Consider the following 19,561-nt stretch of genomic DNA (forward strand, 5'->3'; position numbering starts at 1 on the left):
TGGCGTTGCGGGCGGCGGCGGGGCCGCAGTAGTAGAAGTTCGGCTGGGCCTCGTAGCGGACGTCCAGCTCCCGCTCGCCGTGACCCTTACGGTCGGTGCTGACCTGGGCGGCCTTCTCGGCGGGGGTGGCCTGGGCGGCGATCGCGGGGCCGGCGATCCCACCGGCGGTCGCGGCGACACCAGCGGCGGTCAGAACGGTGTTACGCAGCAGATCGGTACGCATGATGAGTGCCTCTCTGTCGGGGGTGTCCAGCACACGCAAGTGCGCGTGCGGCTGGAAAGTCTTGGGCCCGGCGATCGGGGGTGACCTGCTCGGGCGGTCCGGGGGTGTAACCGTCGGCGGCGGGGAAGCGATTCCCACGGCCTGATCCGACGTCCCGGGGGGATGTAACGACCGGGGGCCGGGGGTGATTCCCTGGCTCACCGGCTCGGACCGGTGGTGCGCGGTCCGGGGGATGTAACGACCGGGGCCGGGAGGTCATTCCCTCGGCTGACCCGGTGCGGTGGACCCGGTGATGCGGGGTCCGGGGATGTAACCGCCGGTGGAGGCCGGTCATTCCGACCCGCAGCTGGCCTCACTCTCAGGTCGGGCGGGGTGCTGCGCGGTCTGCCATGTTCAACGACCCCGCCCCCGGCATGATTCCGCCCCGGCAGTGGCGCCGGCCACCCCCACGGCACCCGGGGAAACCGGGCATCCGGCCGTCACCCAGCCCATTGCGAACCGGACATCCACCCCAGGCGGCGCAGGCCGGCTGCGATCTTGGACCGTTTCCGTTCGCTGCGAACGGAAACTGTCCAAGATCCGCGCGGGTGTCGTTGCGGATTGCCACCGCCAGACCTCGGCCACAACGCAGCCGGCCACCGATCCGGGCCCCGCCGACCTCCCCGAGATCGCCGCCAACGCTAGCGCCGCCCCCCCAAGTCACCCCGGTGTGGTCACCGGCGTGCTCGGCGGCGGCAGCCCCGGAACCCTCTACGGTGATCATGAAGTTGGCCGCCCCGAACCGGGACAAACCAACCAGCTACCCTCATGATCACCGAAGCGCCCACCACCCCGCGCCGTCGCCCGACCCCCTCGGCGTTGATCAAGAGGTTTGCGTCACGGGCGGGCCCGTTCTGGGACGCAAACCTCTTGGTCAACTCGCGAGAGCGCGGGCAGCTTGGCGGGGTTGAGGAAGCTTCCCGGCCCGGCCGTCTCGTCAGCGGATGACCGCCCTCCAGCAGCGGTCGCAGATGGCGCGACCGGACATTCACTCACATTGCGTCGCCTCTAACGCGGTGAGTGGAACGCCATGTGTGTCTCACGGGAGCGGAGACACACATGGTGTTCCACCGAAGCGCCGGACGCGTGGCGGAGGTGTCAGTGGGTGTCGGCGGTGGTGTCGCGGGTGGGTTGGGTGGGGATGGCGGGCGTTGTGGGCCAGGGGACGTCCGGGGAGGGGTGGAACGTGATGCCGGCGACGGTCCAGCGCGGGCCGTGGCCGGCGAGCCGCTGGCGGAAGCCGGCCCAGTCGTGCGTCGAACGGGGCGACCAGCCGAGTTCGGCGACGGCGGGCAGGCGGGGGAAGAGCATGAACTCCACCTCGGCGAGGGTGGTGACCGATTCGGTCCAGAGCGGCGCCTCCACGCCCAGCACCGCGTCGGCCGGTACGCCGGTGAGGTGCGTCCCCGGATCCCAGTCGTACGCCCGCCGCACGTCGATGAGGCCGGCCCAGTCGTGCCCGATCGGGGTGTCGGCGGTGTACTTCATGTCCAGGTAGACGCGGTTGCCGGGGGAGAGGATGAGGCGGGCGCCGCGGCGTACCGCCTCGGCGGTTTCCGGGTCGTCGCCGTTGGTGCCCCACCACTGGAGCACCCGTCCGTCGACGTGCCCGGCCGGGGCGAGCTGGTGCCAGCCGACCACTGTCTTCCCGGTCGCCGCGACCAGGGTCTGGGCGCGTTCGACGAAGGCGCGGTAGGTGTCGGCCGGCACCTTGAACGCCTCGTCGCCGCCGAGGTGCAGCCACGGGCCGGGGGTCAGGGCGGCCACCTCGCCGACCACGTCGGCGACGAAGGCGTACGTCCGCTCGTCGGCCGGGTCGACGTAGCTGAAGCCGACCTCGGTGCCGGTGTAGGGCGGCGGCGGGATCTTGCCGGGCGCCAGCTCCGGGTAGGCGACCAGGGCCGCGTTGGTGTGCCCCGGCAGGTCGATCTCCGGCACCACGGTGACGTGGCGGCGGGCGGCGTACGCGACGATCCGCCGGTAGTCGGCCTGGGTGTAGCAGCCGCCGGGGCCGCCGCCCACCTCGGTGGCCCCGCCGACCTCGGCGAGCCGGGGCCAGGAGTCGACGGCGATCCGCCAGCCCTGGTCGTCGGTGAGGTGCAGGTGCAGGTGGTTGAGCTTGTACCGGGCCAGGTGGTCGACCACCCGCAGCACGTCCTCGACGGGGAAGAAGTGGCGCGCCACGTCGAGCATGGCGCCCCGGTAGGGGAAGCGCGGTCGATCGACGATCGTGCCGCCGGGCACGGCCCAGCGCTCGGCGACCGGGGCGGCGCCGTCGATCGCGGCGGGCAGGAGCTGCCGCAGCGTCTGCGCGCCGTGGAAGAGGCCGGCGGCGGTGGTGGCGGTGATCCGCACGCCGTCGCGGGTCACGTCCAGGCGGTAGCCCTCGTCGCCCAGCCCGCCGGGCCGGTCGGCCCCCGCGTCCGGGTCGACGGCGGCCGGGCCTCCGGGCGAGCCCGCGGCCGGCACCGCGCCCTCGCGCCCGGTCGCCGCGCCAGGAGCCGCCGCGCCGGGAGCCGCCGCGCCGGGAGCCGCCGCGCCGGCAGCCGCCGCGCCGGGAGCCTCCGCGCTGGCAGCCGCCGCGCTGGGAGCCGTCTCGAGGCGCGTTGACGCGGCGGAGGGGGATGCCGTGCCTGCGGCGGACAGGGTGAGCACGAGCGCGTCTGCTGGCGCGGTGTCGGCGACCGGCAGTGGGTAGCCGGTGGCCGGGCGCAGCCATTCGGCGAGCTGCTCGGCCACGTCCCGGGCGCCGGGGCTGACCTGGATCACGGCGTCCGAAGACAGGGTGAAATCGGCCGTCGGGTCGGGGAGTACCTGCTCGGGCGCGGGCACCACGTCGCCCAGGCGGACCGGAGCCGGCGGGGCCAGGAGGTCGCCGGCCCGTCGGGCGGCGGTGCGGGCCATCTCGGCGGCGGTCGGCTGGCGGCCGGGGAGGCGGTCGAGCGGCTCGGGACCGCTCTCGATGGGGGAGGCGGGGGTGGTCGGCACGGCGACGGCTCCGGGGTGTATTTGCGCGGGATATGGCAAAGGTCAGGTTCAGCAGAACCAGTGCCGTCAAGAGTACGAGGGGAATCGGAATTGCGTGATAGTGCGCGTGGAAGCGTTCCCAAAAACCGGTACGGACGCGGATAGTGGTGACTGTTGTGCCGATTGTCACCGAACGGTCCCAGGCCACCCGAACTTCGCTTAACCTTCGCCCACCGATCGCTGACGACGCCGGGATTACCGGTGGTCGCTCCCGGGGTATGTCCGAACTGAACCTTCGTTAAGTGTCAATGGCGCGCGTGGGAGGCTCTGGTGGCAGCGCAAGAGACGGTCGAGCACAAGTACGTCTACGACTTCGTCGAGGGCAACAAGGACCTCAAGGACCTGCTCGGCGGCAAGGGGGCCAACCTGGCCGAGATGACCAATCTCGGCCTGCCGGTGCCGCCCGGCTTCACCATCACCACCGAGGCCTGCAAGGCGTACCTGACGACGGGCCGGGAGCCGGACGGGCTGGCCGACCAGATCGAAGCGCACCTGGAAGCCCTGGAACGGGAGATGGGCCGCAAGCTGGGTGACCCGCAGGACCCGCTGCTGGTCTCGGTCCGCTCCGGTGCCAAGTTCTCCATGCCCGGCATGATGGAGACCGTCCTCAACGTCGGTCTCAACGACCGCAGCGTAGAAGGACTCGCACGACAGGCCAGCGGCCGAGCTGACTCGGCCGCCTCCGGCGGCGCAGACCGGTTCGCCTGGGACTCCTACCGCCGTCTGATCCAGATGTTCGGCAAGACCGTCTGCGAGGTGCCGGGCGAGGAGTTCGAGCACGCGCTGGACGACGCCAAGCGCGCGAAGGGCACGCACAACGACCTCGACCTGGACGCCGACGACCTGCGCGGGCTGGTCGACGCGTACAAGAAGATCTTCGCCAAGCACACCGGGCGGGAGTTCCCGCAGGAGCCGCGCGAGCAGCTCGACCTGGCCATCCGCGCGGTCTTCGAGTCGTGGAACGCCGAGCGCGCGGTGGTCTACCGCCGTCAGGAGCGCATCCCGGCCGACCTGGGCACCGCGGTCAACGTGGTGGCCATGGTCTTCGGCAACCTCGGCTCCGACTCCGGCACCGGGGTGGCGTTCACCCGCGACCCGGCCAGCGGCGCGCAGGGCATCTACGGCGACTACCTGGCCAACGCCCAGGGCGAGGACGTGGTGGCCGGCATCCGCAACACCGTGCCGTTGCAGGAGCTGGAGCGGATCGACAAGAAGTCCTACGACGAGCTGCTCGACTACATGGCCCGGCTCGAGGAGCACTACAAGGACCTCTGCGACATCGAGTTCACCATCGAGCGTGGCAAGCTCTGGATGCTCCAGACCCGGGTCGGCAAGCGCACCGCCGCCGCCGCGTTCGTGATCGCGGGCCAGCTCGTCGACGAGGGCCTGATCGACCTGGACGAGGCGCTGCACCGGGTCAACGGCGCGCAGCTCGCGCAGCTGATGTTCCCGCGCTTCCGGCTCGACCACGAGTTCCAGCCGGTCGCCAAGGGCATCGGCGCCTCACCCGGCGCCGCCTCGGGCAAGGTGGTCTTCACCTCCGCGCGTGCGGTCGAGCTGGCCGCCGAGGGGGAGTCGGTGATCCTGGTCCGCCGGGAGACCAACCCCGACGATCTCAACGGCATGATCGCCGCCAAGGGCATCCTCACCTCCCGCGGTGGCAAGACCAGCCACGCCGCGGTGGTGGCCCGGGGCATGGGCAAGACGTGTGTCTCCGGCGCGGACGAGCTCGACGTCAACGTGCCGGCGAAGAAGTTCATCGTCGCCGGGCAGACCGTGAACGAGGGCGACGTCGTCTCCATCGACGGCACCACCGGCAAGGTCTACCTGGGCGAGGTCCCGGTCATGCCGTCCGAGGTGGTGCAGTACTTCGAAGGCAGCCTCGACCCGGAGCACATCGACAACCCGCTGGTCCGCGCCGTACGCCGGATCATGACGCACGCCGACGCCAAGCGGCGGCTGCTGGTCCGGACGAATGCCGACACCGGGGCGGACGCGGCCCGGGCGCGGCGGTTCGGGGCCGAGGGCATCGGCCTGTGCCGCACCGAGCACATGTTCCTCGGCGACCGCCGGGAGCTGGTCGAGCGGCTGATCCTCGCGGCCACCGAGCAGGAGCGGGAGAAGGCGCTCTCCGCGCTGCTGCCGTTGCAGCGGGAGGACTTCATCGAGATCTTCCGCGAGATGGACGGCCTGCCGGTCACCGTGCGGCTGATCGACCCGCCGCTGCACGAGTTCCTGCCCCCGCTCGAGCAGCTCGCGGTCAACGTCGCGGTCGCCCAGGAGCGCGGCGAGGACGTGGCCAAGGAGGAGGCGCTGCTCGCCGCCGTCCGGCGGATGCACGAGGAGAACCCGATGCTGGGCCTGCGCGGTGTACGCCTCGGCCTGGTCATCCCCGGACTCTTCGCGATGCAGGTCCGGGCGATCGTCGAGGCGGCGGTCGCGTGTGCCCAGCGTGGCGGCGACCCCCGGCCGGAGATCATGGTCCCGCTGGTCGGCGCGGTGCAGGAGCTGGAGACGGTCCGCGCCGAGGCGGAAAAGATCATCGCGGAGGTGACCCGGGAGAAGGCGGTCGACGTGCTGATCGGCACGATGATCGAGGTGCCGCGGGCGGCGCTGACCGCCGGGCAGATCGCCGAGGCGGCGCAGTTCTTCTCCTTCGGCACCAACGACCTCACCCAGATGGCGTGGGGCTTCTCCCGCGACGACGTCGAGGGCGCGTTCTTCTGGCGCTACCTGGAACTGGGCATCTTCGGCATCTCGCCGTTCGAGTCGATCGACCGGGAGGGCGTCGGCCGGCTGGTCCGGATCGCCGCCGAGGAGGGCCGGGCGGCCCGGCCGGGGCTGAAGCTCGGCGTCTGCGGCGAGCACGGCGGCGACCCGGACTCGGTGCACTTCTTCCACGAGGTCGGCCTCGACTATGTCTCCTGCTCCCCGTTCCGGGTGCCGGTGGCGCGGCTGGAGGCCGGTCGCGCGGCGATCAGCACCACCGGCTCCGACTCCCGCTGACCGCGTGACGCATCCGGGGCCGCCGGCGCTCAGGTCGGTGGCCCCGCTTGCGTCCGGGCGCGCCATTCCGGCCCGCCGGGCGTAACCTGGGCTCCCGCGTACGTGTCGATCAGGAAGGGTGGCCGCATGACCAGCGTCTGGGAGAACCTGACGGTCGACGCCCAGGATCCGTCCCGGCTCGCCCACTGGTGGGCGGAGGCGCTCGGCTACCAGGTGATCAGCGACAAGCCGGACGAGGTGGAGATCCGCCGCGCGCCCGACGCGCTGCCCGGCATCGTCTTCGTCCCGGTCAGCGGCCCCAAGGAAGGCAAGAACCGGCTGCACATCGACCTGCGCCCGGCCGACCTCGAGGCCGAGGTGGAGCGCCTGGTCGACATGGGCGCCCGGCACGTCGACGTCGGGCAGGGCGGGGTGGAGTGGACCGTGCTGGCCGACCCGGAGGGCAACGAGTTCTGCGTTCTTCGTGAGCGCGGGGAGTGAGCCGGGTCTGCGAGCCCGCAGTCGCGAGCAGAGGCGGAACGGCAGCGGGGATGACGGTTGACCGCGGGTCCCGGCCCTGACGACGCGGCGCGCCTGGTCACCGAGGCGCCCAAGGACACGGGGTACGGGCGGTCGCCGTACGAGCGGGACCGAGCCCGGGTGCTGCACTCGGCGGCGTTCCGCCGGCTCGCCGCGAAGACCCAGGTGCACACCGCCGGCACCGACGACTTCCTGCGTACCCGGCTGACCCACTCGCTGGAGGTGGCGCAGATCGCCCGGGAGATGGGCGCCCGGCTCGGCTGCGACCCGGACGTGGTGGATACCGCCGGGCTGGCGCACGACCTCGGCCACCCGCCCTTCGGGCACAACGGCGAGGAGGCCCTGGACGCGCTGGCCGCCGACTGCGGCGGCTTCGAGGGCAACGCGCAGACCCTGCGGGTGCTCACCCGGCTGGAGGCCAAGGTGCTGGCGCCGGACGGCCGCTCCGCCGGGCTCAACCTGACCCGGGCCTCGCTCGACGCGGTCGGCAAGTACCCCTGGGAGCGCCGGCCCGGCCGACGCAAGTTCGGGGTGTACGCCGACGATCGCCCGGTCTTCGCCTGGCTGCGCGCCGGCGCCCCGCCCGGCGACCGGCGCTGCCTGGAGGCGCAGGTGATGGACTGGGCCGACGACGTGGCGTACTCGGTGCACGACGTCGAGGACGGCATCCACGGCGGCTACGTCAGCCTGCGCCCGCTTCTCGTGGACGCCGACGAGCGGCGGGCACTCTGCGCCGACGTGGCGGCCGCGTACTCGGGGGAGGCCCCGGAGGACCTGGGCGAGGTGCTGGCCGCGCTGCTCGCCGACCCGGTGCTCGCCCCGCTCGCCGCGTACGACGGCAGCCACCGGGCGCTGGTCGCGCTGAAGACCACCACCAGCGTGCTCACCGGCCGCTTCGTGTCGACGGTGGTGGCCGCCACCCAGGAGCGCCACGGCCCCGGCCCGCACCGCCGCTACGCCGCCGACCTCGTGGTGCCGCGCCGGATCCGGGCCCAGTGCGCGCTGCTCAAGGGCATCGCCCTGCGCTACGTCATGCGCCGCCCCGGCGCCGGCCCCCGGTACGCACAGCAGCAGGAGATCCTCGCCGACCTGGTCGCCGCCCTGCTCGACCGGGCCTCGGACGCGCTCGACCCGGTCTTCGCGCCGCTGTGGCGGGCCGCCCCCGACGACGCCGCCCGGCTGCGGGTGGTGGTCGACCAGGTCGCCTCGCTCACCGACCCGGCCGCCCTGGCCTGGCACGCCCGGCTGGTTGCGCGCCGCTGACCCGTCCGGAAGCCCACCGGGTCCGCAGTCGGACAGCCTGGTGGGAGGGCTCAGCAGCTTAGGCTAGCCTAAGAAGCATGACGGAGCAGCGCCCCAAGAAGCTCACCGCCGCCACGGTCGTCCGGACCGAGCGGCCCACCCCGCACCTGATCCGCCTCGTGCTCGGCGGTGCGGAGCTGACCGGCCTGCCGGTGGGCGCCTACACCGACCACTACGTGAAGTTCGTCTTCCCGCCGGCCGGGGTGCGCTATCCGCACCCGACCGACCTGGCCACCATCAAGCGCGAGTTCCCGGCGCAGCAGTGGCCGCGGCTGCGGGCGTACACGGTGCGGGCCTGGGACGCGGCGGCCGGCGAGCTGACCGTGGACGTGGTGCACCACGGCGACGAGGGGCTGGCCGGGCCGTGGGCGGCCGGGCTGCGCCCCGGCGACCCGGTGCTGTTCACCGGCCCCGGCGGCGCGTACGCCCCCGACCCGGCGGCCGACTGGCACCTGCTGGCCGGGGACGAGAGCGCGCTGCCGGCGATCGCCGCCGCGCTGGAGCGGCTCCCCGCCGGCGCGCCCGCCAAGGTCTACGTCGAGGTGGGCGGCCCCGCCGACGAGCTGCCGCTGGCCAGCGCGGGCGCGGTCGAGCTGCGCTGGCTGCACCGCGCCGGCCGCCCGGTGGGCGAGCCGCTGGTCGAGGCGCTCCGCGCGCTGGACTTCCCGCCCGGCCGGGTGCACGCCTTCGTGCACGGCGAGGCCAGCGCGGTCAAGGAGCTGCGCCGGCTGCTGCGGGTCGAGCGGGGGGTGCCCCGGAGCGACCTGTCGATCTCCGGCTACTGGCGCCGCGGCATGGACGACGAGGGCTGGCGCTCCACCAAGGCGGCCTGGAACGCCCAGGTCGAGGCCGAGGAGTCGGCGGTCATCGCCGCCTGAGCGGTCAGGCCCCCCGCACCGCCAGCCGGTAGAGCTGGGGGAGCAGCCACGGGGCGATCCATCGCTGCACGCCCTCCGGTGTGAAGTGCAGGCCGTCACTGCGTACCCGCACCCCGCCGGCCTCCCAGCTGAACCGCCCCTCCGGGCAGGCCCGCCGGTTGAGATCGAGCACGGTGGCGTGGTGCCGTTCCGCCGTCGCATGCAGCAGCCGGTTCCAGGCGTCCACCCGGGCCGGGTCGTCCTCCGGCCAGAGGCCGCCGTCCGGCCGTTCCGCCCGCCGGGTGTACGGCGCGGTCAGCAGGGTCACGTGCGCGCCCTGGCTGGACGCGATGCCGATCGCCTGGTCCAGCTCGCCGGCGAGATACCGGTCGAACTCCGGCTGGCCGACGTGCTGCCACCGCCCGTCGAGCTTGCGGTCCATCAGCTCCCAGCGGTCGAGCAGGATGACCGCGACGTCGGGGTCGTCGGCGCGTACGCCCCGCCGCCAGCGGTCGTCCCAGTGCTCGCAGCCGGGGTAGTTCGGGTGTGGATCACCGATGTAGCGCAGCTCGGGGAGCCGGGCGATGCCGCAGCCCTGCACGGCCCGCACGCTGACGGTGAGCTTCTCCTGCTCCGGCAGGTAGGTGCCGAGCGACCAGGAGACGGAGTCGCCGAGGAAGGTGAGCCGGGGTGGCCCGGGCCGCCGCCCCGGGCGCTGTGCCGGAGGCACCGGAGTGGGGGAGCCGGAGGCGGCGCCGGCCGTCGCGGACGGGGCGTCGAGGGCGATCGTCGGGTTCGGCGGCGGTGCGGGTGGCACGGTGCCCAGCACGGCGACCGCGGCCACGCCGGCGACCGCCGTACCGGCCAGCGCCGGCGCCAGCCGGGGCAGCCGCCGGGCCCGTCGGATCGGACGCTCCACCAGCAGGTACGACCCCGCGGCGACGGCCAGCGTCCCCGCGCACCGGGCGGCGAGCAGGGCGACCCCGGTCAGCCCGGTCCGCTCGGCGGTGAGCCACTGGAACAGCGGCCAGTGCCAGAGGTAGACGCCGTAGGAGATCCGCCCGAGCCAGACCAGCGGCGCCAGGGCGAGCAGCCGTGCGGTCGGTGACGCCGGGCTCACCACCGCGTGGGTGATGACCGCCGCCACCGCGAGGGCGGCCACGGTCAGGCCGCCCCGGTAGAGCCAGGCGTCGCCACCTTCGGCGCTCGCCCAGCACCAGCCGGTGAGGGCGACTCCGGCGAGCGCCAGCGCCCCGAGGACCGGGTGCCGGGCCGGCCGGTCGGTCACCGCCTCGCTCCGCCGCGCCAGCAGCACGGCCAGCCCGACGCCGACCAGCAGGGCGACCGCCCGCGTGTCGGTGCCGTAGTAGACGCGGTCCAGCGCGTTCGGGGTGAACAGCGCCCCGGCGGCGAGCGCCGACCCGGCCGCGCCCAGCAGGACGACCGGGAGCGCGGCGCCGAGCCGACGGCCGGGCGGGACCGCGCCCCGCCGGGCCGCCCAGCCCAGCAGCGCGATGAGCAGCAGCGGCCAGAGCAGGTAGAACTGCTCCTCGATGCCGAGCGACCAGGTGTGTTGCAGCGGGGACGGGCTGCCGGTGGCCGCGAAGTAGTCCCCGTGCCGGTTCGCCATCCGCCAGTTGGCGACGTACCCGAGCGCGGCCAGCGCGTCCCAGCGCAGCGCGCCGAGTTCGGTGCCGGGCATCAGCTTGCGGGAGACCAGCAGCACCACGAGCAGCACCAGCAGCAGTGCGGGAAGCAGCCGGCGCACCCGCCGGCCCCAGAAGGCGACCAGGTCGATGCGGCCGGTGTCGCGGTGCTCGGCCAGCAGCAGCGACGTGATCAGGAACCCGGACAGCACGAAGAACGCGTCCACCCCGAGGAAGCCACCGGGGAGGGCGGCGACCCCGCCGTGGAAGGCGAGGACAGCCGCGACCGCGAGCGCGCGGACACCGTCCAGCGCCGGTTGGTACGGGATCCTCGCCCTGCTCGTACCCGACATGGGCCGGTTGTGCCCGTCGACGGCCGCCTTACACCCGGTCGCCCGCCGGGGTGGTGAAGCGGGTGTACCGCGACTTGTAGTAGAGGTGCTACATTCTGGGGTATGACTGCGGTCGAACTGCCGGGGGCCGCCGCGGCCCCTCATCCGCCCGATCAGGACCTGGTCCTCGACGTCCGCGACCTGCGCATGCGCTACGGCACCGTCGACGTGCTGCACGGGGTCGACCTCACCGCCCGGCGCGGCGAGGTGCTCGCCCTGCTCGGCCCCAACGGCGCCGGCAAGACCACCACCATCGAGATCCTGGAGGGCTTCCGGCTGCGCTCGGCCGGGTCGGTCCGGGTGCTCGGCGTCGATCCCGGCCGGGGCGACGAGCGCTGGCGCGCCCGGGTGGGCGTGGTGCTCCAGTCCTGGCGCGACCACGGCAAGTGGCGGGTCCGGGACCTGCTGGCCCACCTGGGCGACTTCTACGCGCCGTACGCCACCGACCGGAGCCCCCGGCCCTGGCCGATCGACGACCTGCTGGACACCGTCGGCCTCACCCCGCACGCCGGCAAGCGGGTGCATCAGCTCTCCGGCGGCCAGCGCCGCCGGCTCGACGTGGCGGTCGGCATCGTGGGCCGCCCGGAGCTGCTCTTCCTGGACGAGCCGACGGTCGGCTTCGACCCGGCCGCCCGGCGGGAGTTCCACGATCTGGTGCACCGCCTGGCCGACCTGGACGAGACCACCATCCTGCTCACCACGCACGACCTGGACGAGGCCGAGAAGCTGGCCGACCGGATCCTCATCCTGGCCGGTGGCCGGATCATCGCCGACGGGTCGCCGGACGAGCTGTCCCGCCGGGTCGCCGGCGACGCGGAGATCCGCTGGACCCGGGACGGCGAGCGCTTCGTGCACGCCACGGCCGACGCCACCGGCTTCCTGCGCGACCTGCTCCGCGAGCACGGCGACCGGGTGCAGGAGCTGGAGGTCCGCCGGGCCAGCCTGGAGGACGCCTACATCACGCTGGTCCACGAGGAGGAGTCCGGGCTGCGGGCCGGCCGGACCGCCCGGATCTGGCAGCAGGGGAGCGAGCGATGAACCCGACCGCGACGGCCGTCCGGGCCGGTGTCCGGCGCGGCACGATCGAGCTGCGCAACACCTTCACCAACGCGCAGGACCTCTGGAACTACTTCTTTCCGACCGCGGTCCTGCTGGTCGCCATGTTCTTCATGCGCGGCTCCACGGTGCCCGGCACCGACTTCTCCCTCGGCGCCCGGGCGCTGCCCAGCACGATCGGCATGGGACTGATCTTCGGCGGGCTGCTCGGCCTGTCCCAGCAGCTCATCGTCGACCGGGAGGACGGCACCCTGCTGCGTGCCAAGGCGACGCCGAACGGGATGCTCGGCTACCTGATCGGCAAGATCGTGCTGATCTCGGCGGTGTCGCTGATCGGGGTGGTGCTCCAGCTCACGCCGGGGCTGTTCTTCCTGGACGGGATCCGGCTCGGCGACCCCGGCGCCTGGCTCACCCTGGCCTGGGTGGTGCCGCTCGGGCTGGTGGCGACGCTCCCGCTGGGCGCCGTGATCGGCTCGCTGATCGAGAACCCCCGGAACATGGGCCTCGTGGTGCTGCCGATCTTCGGTCTCATCGCGCTCTCCGGCATCTTCTACCCGATCAACGGCCTGCCCGGCTGGCTCCAGGGCGTCGCCCAGGTCTTCCCGGTCTACTGGCTAGGGTTGGGCATGCGCTCGGCGCTGCTCCCCGCCGACCTGGCGGCGGTCGAACTCGGCGGCTCCTGGCGGCACCTGGAGACCCTCGGCGTGCTCGGCGCGTGGGCGGTGCTCGGGCTGGTGCTGGCCCCGGTGGTGCTGCGGCGGATGGCCCGGCGCGAGTCCGGCTCGCGGGTGGCCGCCCGCCGGGAGCGGGCCATGCAGCGGGTCGGATGAGAGGGCGCCGATGAGCGAGACCGTGCACAACCGGATCGCCGTGCTGCGGGCCGAACGGGGGATCTCCCGGCGGCAGCTCGCCGACGCGCTGGGCGTGCACTACCAGACGGTCGGCTACCTGGAGCGGGGCGAGTTCCGGCCCAGCCTGCACCTGGCGCTGCGGATCGCCGCGTACTTCGAGGTGCCGGTCGAGGTGGTCTTCTCCATCGAGCCGTTCCCCCGGATCGGGGACGCCGCCACCGGGGCCGGTCGCTCGGCGTGACCGGGGGCGGGCGGTGTCCGCCACACGCCCGTCCCCCCGACCGCCGGATCGTCGGTCCGGCAGGGCAGGATGTACGCCGAGGAGGTGGCGGAGATGGCGGGGCGGATCCGGGACGAGGACATCGCGCTGGTCCGCGAGCGCACCTCCATCGCCGAGGTCATCTCCGACACGGTGACGCTCAAGTCGGCCGGCGGCGGCAACCTCAAGGGGCTCTGCCCGTTCCACGACGAGAAGAGCCCCTCGTTCAACGTCTCGCCGGCCCGCAACGTCTGGTACTGCTTCGGCTGCGGGGCCGGCGGCGACGCGATCAAGTTCCTGATGGACGCCGAGCACCTGAGCTTCGTCGAGTCCGTCGAGCGGCTCGCCGACCGCGCCGGCATCCAGCTGCGCTACGTCGAGGACGACCGCTCGACCCCGCGCCCCCGCCCGCAGCAGGGGCAGCGCCAGCGCCTGGTGGCCGCGCACGCCGCCGCCGTCGAGTTCTACCGCGCCCAGCTCACCACGGCCGGCGCCCGGCCGGCCCGGGAGTTCCTCGCCCAGCGGGGCTTCGACCGGGCCGCCGCCGAGCGCTACGGCTGCGGCTTCGCCCCCGACGCCTGGGACCTGCTCACCAAGCACCTGCGCCAGCAGGGCTTCACCCACGACGAGCTGGTCACCGCCGGGCTGTCCCGCCCGTCCCGCTCGGGCAGCCTGATCGACCGGTTCCGGCGCCGGCTGCTCTGGCCGATCCGCGACCTGACCGGCGACACGATCGGCTTCGGCGCCCGCCGGCTCTTCGACGACGACGACGGCCCGAAATACCTGAACACCCCCGAGACGCCGATCTACAAGAAGTCGCACGTCCTCTACGGCATCGACCAGGCCAAGCGGGAGATCGCCAAGCAGGGCAAGGTGGTGGTGGTCGAGGGCTACACCGACGTGATGGCCTGCCACCTGGCCGGCGTGCCCACCGCGGTGGCGACCTGCGGCACCGCGTTCGGCGCCGACCACATCGGGGTGCTGCGCCGGCTGCTCATGGACACCGACGCGGTGGCCGGCGAGATCATCTTCACCTTCGACGGGGACGCCGCCGGGCAGAAGGCCGCCCTGCGCGCCTTCGAGGACGACCAGCGCTTCGTCGGCCGTACCTTCATCGCGGTCAGCCCCGACAACATGGACCCGTGCGAGCTGCGCCTGGCCAAGGGCGACCTGGCCGTCCGCGACCTGGTCGCCCGCCGCGAGCCGCTGGTCGACTTCGCGCTCCGCCACGTGATCAACCGCTACGACCTGGACACCGTCGACGGCCGGGTGGAGGCGATGCGCCGGGCCGCCCCGCTGGTCGCCAAGATCAAGGACCGGGAGAAGCGCCCGGAGTACGTCCGCAAGCTCGCCGGCGACCTCGGCATGGAGATCGAGCCGGTGCAGCGCGCGGTGCTGGCCGCCGCCCACGGGCAGCCCGCCGGAGAGGCGACCGCACCGGCCCGCCCCGCCCCGGCCGCGCCCACCGTGGACAGTCCACGGTCGATGGTCGAGCGCGAGGCGCTGAAGCTCGCCCTCCAGGAGCCGGTGCTGGCCGGCCCGATGTTCGACGCGGTCGAGGCGGCCGAATACCGGCACCCCGTGCACGCGGCGGTCCGCGCGGCCATCGCCGCGGCCGGCGGGGCGGCGACCGCCGCCGGCGGCGCGGTCTGGATCGAGCAGGTCCGCGACGCCTGCGACGACCTGGCCGGTCAGGCGCTCGTCGGCGAGCTGGCCGTGGAGCCGTTGCGCATCGACGGCGAGCCCGACCCCCGGTACGTCTCGATCACCATGGCCCACCTCCAGTGGGGCTCGGTGACCGGGCGGATCAAGGACCTCAAGTCGAAGATCCAGCGGATCAACCCGGTGAGCAACAAGGACGAGTACTTCGCCCTCTTCGGGGAGCTGCTCTCGCTGGAACAGCACGCGCGGGCGCTGCGCGAGCAGGCCGCCGGAGGGCTGTGATGGGACTCTTCAGTCGCAAGCCGAAGCTGCCGCCCGCCGACCGGCCGCCGCTGCACGCCGACGAGCGGGTGCTCGCCTGGGCCGCCGTCGGCAACGGCGAGGGCGACGGCGTGGTGGTGGCCAGCAACCTCGGCCTCTGGCTGCCCGGCCGGGGAGAGCGGATCGGCTGGCACGACGTCCTCAAGGCGGTCTGGTCCGGCCGCGAACTCACCGTCACCCCCGCCGACCGGGTCGCCGAGCGGGACGGCTACCTGGTGGTGGCCGACTGCCCGGCCGAGACCTACCTGCTGCTCGACCCGGGCGACCTGCCGCACCAGGTGCGGGCCCGGGTCACCCGCTCGGTCGCGTACACCGCGCACCACCCGGTGCCCGGCGGCGCCGGCCGGATCGCCGCCCGCCGGGTGCCCGGTGTGGACGGGCTGACCTGGACGGTGCGCTACGACCCGGGCACGCCCACCGACGACGAGGCGGTGGCCGCCGAGACCGACCGGCTGGTCGCCGCGGCCCGGGCCGCCACCGCTCCCGCGGACCTCTGAGCCGTCAGCCGTTGCGGTAGTAGCGCATCGCGCCCGGGTGCAGCGGGATCGGCTCGGTGAGGGCGGCGCTCTCCCGGGTGAAGTTCGCCGCCTCCGGGTGCACCCTGATCAGCTCGCCCTGCCAGGTGAAGAGCACCCGGGTCAGGTCGTACGCGAGCTGGTCCGGCATGTCCGCCGCCACCAGGATCACGTTCGCCACGGTGATGGTCGGGGTGGCCGCCGGGGTGCCGTAGACCTCCTTGGGGAGGGTCGCGGTGGTGTAGACCGAGCCGTAGCGGGCGCCCAGCGGCTCGATCAGCTCGGTGAGCGGAAGCAGCCGGAACGCCCCGGGAGCGCTGGCGAGCAGGTCGTTGATCCCCGGGGTGGGCAGGCCCCCGGAGAAGAACATCGCGTCCAGGCTGCCCGCCCGCATCCGCTTCACGGTCTCCGGCAGCGACAGGTTGAGCCGCTGGATGTCCCGGTCCGGGTCGATCCCCCCGGCGGTGAGCAGCCGCCCGGCGATGATGTCGGTGCCGGACTTCGGCGAGCCGGTGGAGATCCGCTTGCCGCGCAGGTCGGCGAAGCTGGCGATCTTCCCGCCGGTCCGGACGATCACGTGGGTGTAGTTGCTGTAGACCCGGGCCAGCGCCCGTACCGGCTGGGGCTGGCCGTCGAACGCGCCCCGGCCGCTGACCGCGTCCGCGGCCGTGTCGGCCAGGCTGAAGGCGATCTCCATGTCGCCGCCGGCCAGCCGGGTGATGTTCTCCACCGAGGCGCCGGTCGGCTCGGCCCGCGCCTCGTAGCCGGGCAGGTGCCGGCTGATCAGGTCGGCGTAGCCGCCGCCGAGCTGGTAGTAGACGCCGGTGGTGTTGCCGGTGGCCAGGAAGATCCGCCCGTCGTGCCAGGCCCGCGGCCCGGTGTCGGCTCCGCCGCAGCCGGCCACCAGGGCGGCCAGCAGGAGCGCGGCGACCAGCCGCAGCGGGCGGCCGGTCACCGGCGGACCGCCGGTTCCAGCGCCTCCGCCACCCGCTGGACCAGCGTCGCCGTCTCGTAGCCGATCTGCCCCAGGTCGCAGCCGGGCGCGGCGAGCACCCCGAGCAGCGCCCGCTCGCCGACCGCCATCACCAGCATCACCCCGCCGTCCATGTCGACGATCTGCTGGCGTACCCGCCCGGCGGACATCAGCCGGGCCGCGCCCACGGTCAGGCTGGCCAACCCGCTGATCACGGCGGCGAGCTGGTCGACCTGGTCGGGCGCGAGGTCGGGGGACGCGGCCAGCCGCAGGCCGTCCTCGGACACCGCGAGGGCGTGCGACACGTCCGGCACCTGCTCGGCGAAGTTCGCCAGCAGCCAGTCGAGTCCGGCGGTCACGGGTGAGGTCATGGATTTCTCCCGGTGGGTGTGGTGTGCGGGGCACGGCGCATCGCGCTGGCCACCCCCTCGGCGAGGGCGGACAGGCGGGCGCGTACCACCTCGGGGTCGAGCAGGTCGTCGGCGGGCCGGGGCGGCGGGGCGGTGCTGGGCAGCGGTGCGGGAAGCTGCCCGCCCCGGGTGCGGCGCGGCAGTGCGGCGCCGGTGGCCGGCGGGGACGCCGGGGTGCTCGCCGGCCGGATCCGGGCGGCGCTCGGCGCCAGCAGGGCGGCGCCCGGCGCGCGTACGGCCGCGACGCCCCGGACGGCGCCGGCGGCCGGCGGTCCGTCGGTCACCGGCCCGGCGCCGGCCGGCTCGGGGGTGGTGGTGACCAGGTCCCGGGTGGCGGTGGCCGGCCGCCGTGGCGCCGGGCCGGTGGCCCTGGGCCGGAACCAGGCCGCGCCGCGGCCGGTCGGCGGGCGGCGCTCGTCGGCCGGCCGCCGGGTCGCCGACTCGACCCGGGTCAGCAGCGCCTCGGGCACTTCCACCTGGGCGACCGTGCCGCTCGCGGTGTGGTGCAGCCGCACCCGGATGTCGTGCCGGGCGGCCAGGTGGGCCACCACGTGCAGGCCCATGCTGCCGGCCGCGGCGCTGGACAGCGTGGCCGGCGCGGCGAGCCGCTCGTTGATGGTGGCCAGCCGGGTCTCGCTGATGCCGATGCCCTGGTCGTGCACCCGCAGGGTGAGCCCGTCCACGGTGCGCCGCCCGTCGACCAGCACCCGGGAGTCCGGTGGGGAGTAGACGGTGGCGTTTTCCAGCAGCTCGGCCAGCAGGTGCACCAGGTTGCCCGCGGCCGCGCCGGGCACGGCGGCGGTCGGCACGTCGATCTCCACCCGCGGGTAGTCCTCGATCTCGGAGGCCGCTGCCCGGACCACGTCGTCGAGGAGCAGCGCGCCCTCGTGCCCCCGCCCGGGCTCGCCGCCGGCGAGGACCAGCAGGTTCTCCCCGTTGCGGCGCAGCCGGGCGGCGAGGTGGTCCAGGGCGAAGAGCCGGGCCAGCGCGTCCGGGTCGGTCTCCTCGCGTTCGAACTCGTCGAGCAGGCGGAGCTGGCGGGTGATCAGCGTACGGATCCGCCGGGCCAGCGCCTCGGCCATCCGGGTCACGTCCAGCCGCAGCTCGGCCTGCTCGCCGGCGAGCCGCAACGCGGCCTTGTTGACCGTGTCGAACGCCTCGGCCACCTGGGCCACCTCGTCCCCGCCCCGGCGGATCCCGTCGGTCAGCCGGCTGGCCGTGCCCTCGCCCGGCGCGCCCCCGCCCGCGGCGATCGCGGTGATCCGCTCCGGCAGCTCCCGGTTCGCCATGGTGAGCGCCGCGACCCGCAGCCGGCGCAGCCGCCGGCTGGTCCGGACCGCCAGCAGCCCGGCGGTGAGCAGCGAGCCGAGCGCCACCGTGCTGGTCGCGCCGGCGGTGAGCAGGGCCCGTTGGCGGGCGACCCGGGCCAGCGCGGCGGCGTCCCGGTCCAGCTCGTCGGAGAGTTCCCGGCCGAGCAGGTTGTAGCGGCGGATGGTGCCGCTCTGCGCCACGTACCAGGCGTCGCCGTCGGTCTTCAGCGACTCCGGCCCGCCGTCGGTGTCCAGCACGGCGTCGCGCATCCGCCGGGCCGTCTCCACGTCGGGGCCGCCGACCAGCCGGTACCAGGCGGAGTTGGCCGGGGCGGCGGCGATCCGGAGGAACTCGGCCTGGCGCTGCTCCCGGGCCCCCCGGAGCCGGCCGAGCCGGGCCAGCTCGCCCCGGACCAGCGCGCCCCGCACGAACACGCCGCGCAGCAGGTCGCGTTCCAGTGCCGAGAGGTGCTCCTGGGCGGCCACCGCGGCCACCTCCCGTGCCTCGTTGGCCAGCTCGGCGTCGCGGAGCTGGGCGGGCAGCGCGTCGGCGACGGCGAGCAGCGACTCGACCAGCGTCCCGTACGCCGGGTCGCCGCCGTCCCCGCCCAGCGCCAGGTTCCGGGTCGGCGCGAGCTGGCCGAGCCGGCCGTCGGCGTCGTCGAGCACCACGGCCAGGTCCGGGGCGGCCTCCCGGGCGTCCCGGCCGGCGGCGCGGTACCGGGCGACCGCCGCGTCCACCCGGCGCCGCTGCGCGTCCACCAGCGGCCGGCCGGCGGTGCCGCCGCGCTGGCGCAGCGCCGCCGTCTCGCCGAGTTCGCGTTCCACCTCGTGGACCAGCCGCACGGTGGCGGTGGCGGTGCCGGCGAGCACGCGGGCCCGGTCGGCGTCGGCGGAGGCGTCGAGCGCGGCGTCGGTCTGGGCGGCGCCGAGCACCACCAGGCCGACCGTGGCCACCAGGATCGGCGCGAGCAGTTGGACCCGGACCGAGCGGAGGTGCCCGGTGCGGTCCGCAGGCCGGTGGTGCCGGCGTACGCGGGCGGGGTGGGGCAGCGGCACGGGGGGCTCCCGGTCGAGGTCGGAGGGCCGGGGCCCGGGGGGGGCGCCCCGCCCGGCGGGGGGGGGGGACCCGCGGCGCGGGGCGTAAGGGCCCCGGCCGCCCCCCGCTGAAACCCCCCCGCGGGGGGGGTTGG

14 protein-coding genes and 1 pseudogene are annotated in these 19,561 nt (G+C 74.4%); 9 read left to right on the plus strand and 6 right to left on the minus strand.

Going from position 1 to position 19,561, the window contains the following annotated elements; all coding sequences use genetic code 11:
• Together AB0F68_RS34155 and AB0F68_RS34160 are read right to left on the minus strand one after the other, a co-directional pair.
• A pseudogene (locus tag AB0F68_RS34155) lies at positions 1-223 on the minus strand (phytochelatin synthase); the annotation flags it as partial.
• A gap of 1,137 nt (positions 224-1,360) precedes the next feature.
• Positions 1,361-3,166 (minus strand): family 20 glycosylhydrolase, encoded by a 1,806-nt coding sequence (locus AB0F68_RS34160; RefSeq protein WP_357345870.1) that lies wholly within the window; start codon positions 3,164-3,166, stop codon positions 1,361-1,363.
• A gap of 393 nt (positions 3,167-3,559) precedes the next feature.
• Between AB0F68_RS34160 and ppdK the strand changes: the two genes are divergently transcribed.
• The 4 genes from ppdK (at position 3,560) to AB0F68_RS34180 (ending at position 8,994) form a co-directional block, all read left to right on the plus strand.
• Positions 3,560-6,295, plus strand: a complete 2,736-nt coding sequence (gene ppdK, locus AB0F68_RS34165; RefSeq protein WP_357345846.1) for a pyruvate, phosphate dikinase — start codon at positions 3,560-3,562, stop codon at positions 6,293-6,295.
• Positions 6,296-6,421: 126 nt separating this feature from the next.
• A complete protein-coding gene (locus AB0F68_RS34170) occupies positions 6,422-6,775 on the plus strand; it encodes a VOC family protein (protein ID WP_357345848.1) in 354 nt (117 codons plus the stop codon).
• A gap of 57 nt (positions 6,776-6,832) precedes the next feature.
• Positions 6,833-8,077: a deoxyguanosinetriphosphate triphosphohydrolase gene (locus tag AB0F68_RS34175; RefSeq protein WP_357345850.1), complete on the plus strand. Its 1,245-nt coding sequence runs from the start codon at positions 6,833-6,835 to the stop codon at positions 8,075-8,077.
• A 77-nt stretch (positions 8,078-8,154) separates the two neighbouring features.
• Positions 8,155-8,994, plus strand: coding sequence for a siderophore-interacting protein (locus AB0F68_RS34180; protein ID WP_357345852.1), 840 nt, complete (start codon positions 8,155-8,157; stop codon positions 8,992-8,994).
• 4 nt (positions 8,995-8,998) lie between these two features.
• On the opposite strand, the gene AB0F68_RS34185 is transcribed toward AB0F68_RS34180, so the two are convergent.
• Positions 8,999-10,972: an acyltransferase family protein gene (locus AB0F68_RS34185; RefSeq protein WP_357345854.1), complete on the minus strand. Its 1,974-nt coding sequence runs from the start codon at positions 10,970-10,972 to the stop codon at positions 8,999-9,001.
• Positions 10,973-11,074: 102 nt separating this feature from the next.
• On the opposite strand from AB0F68_RS34185, the gene AB0F68_RS34190 reads away from it, so the two are divergent.
• From AB0F68_RS34190 to AB0F68_RS34210, 5 genes are all read left to right on the plus strand, one after another.
• Complete coding sequence (locus AB0F68_RS34190) at positions 11,075-12,049, plus strand: ABC transporter ATP-binding protein (RefSeq protein ID WP_357345856.1); 975 nt, start codon at positions 11,075-11,077, stop codon at positions 12,047-12,049.
• Entirely contained in the window at positions 12,046-12,897 is an 852-nt protein-coding gene (locus tag AB0F68_RS34195; RefSeq protein ID WP_357345858.1) for an ABC transporter permease, read from the plus strand. Before AB0F68_RS34190 ends, AB0F68_RS34195 begins: the two co-directional genes overlap by 4 nt.
• A gap of 10 nt (positions 12,898-12,907) precedes the next feature.
• Complete coding sequence (locus tag AB0F68_RS34200) at positions 12,908-13,159, plus strand: helix-turn-helix transcriptional regulator (RefSeq protein ID WP_189194803.1); 252 nt, start codon at positions 12,908-12,910, stop codon at positions 13,157-13,159.
• Positions 13,160-13,228: 69 nt separating this feature from the next.
• Entirely contained in the window at positions 13,229-15,121 is a 1,893-nt protein-coding gene (dnaG, locus tag AB0F68_RS34205) for a DNA primase (protein WP_357345861.1), read from the plus strand.
• Positions 15,121-15,657, plus strand: coding sequence for a hypothetical protein (locus AB0F68_RS34210; RefSeq protein ID WP_357345863.1), 537 nt, complete (start codon positions 15,121-15,123; stop codon positions 15,655-15,657). Before dnaG ends, AB0F68_RS34210 begins: the two co-directional genes overlap by 1 nt.
• A 4-nt stretch (positions 15,658-15,661) precedes the next feature.
• Here the strand turns inward: AB0F68_RS34210 and AB0F68_RS34215 are convergent, their stop codons facing one another.
• From AB0F68_RS34215 to AB0F68_RS34225, 3 genes are read right to left on the minus strand one after another with little or no spacing between them, the layout of a single operon-like run.
• Complete coding sequence (locus AB0F68_RS34215; RefSeq protein WP_357345865.1) at positions 15,662-16,630, minus strand: TAXI family TRAP transporter solute-binding subunit; 969 nt, start codon at positions 16,628-16,630, stop codon at positions 15,662-15,664.
• On the minus strand, positions 16,627-17,019 hold the full coding sequence (locus AB0F68_RS34220) for a roadblock/LC7 domain-containing protein (protein WP_357345867.1): 393 nt from the start codon (positions 17,017-17,019) through the stop codon (positions 16,627-16,629). Before AB0F68_RS34220 ends, AB0F68_RS34215 begins: the two co-directional genes overlap by 4 nt.
• A complete protein-coding gene (locus AB0F68_RS34225) occupies positions 17,016-19,427 on the minus strand; it encodes a nitrate- and nitrite sensing domain-containing protein (protein ID WP_357345869.1) in 2,412 nt (803 codons plus the stop codon). Before AB0F68_RS34225 ends, AB0F68_RS34220 begins: the two co-directional genes overlap by 4 nt.
• Positions 19,428-19,561 lie beyond the last annotated feature (134 nt).

It is taken from the genome of Micromonospora sp. NPDC023966 (assembly GCF_040639095.1).
GTDB lineage: Bacteria > Actinomycetota > Actinomycetes > Mycobacteriales > Micromonosporaceae > Micromonospora.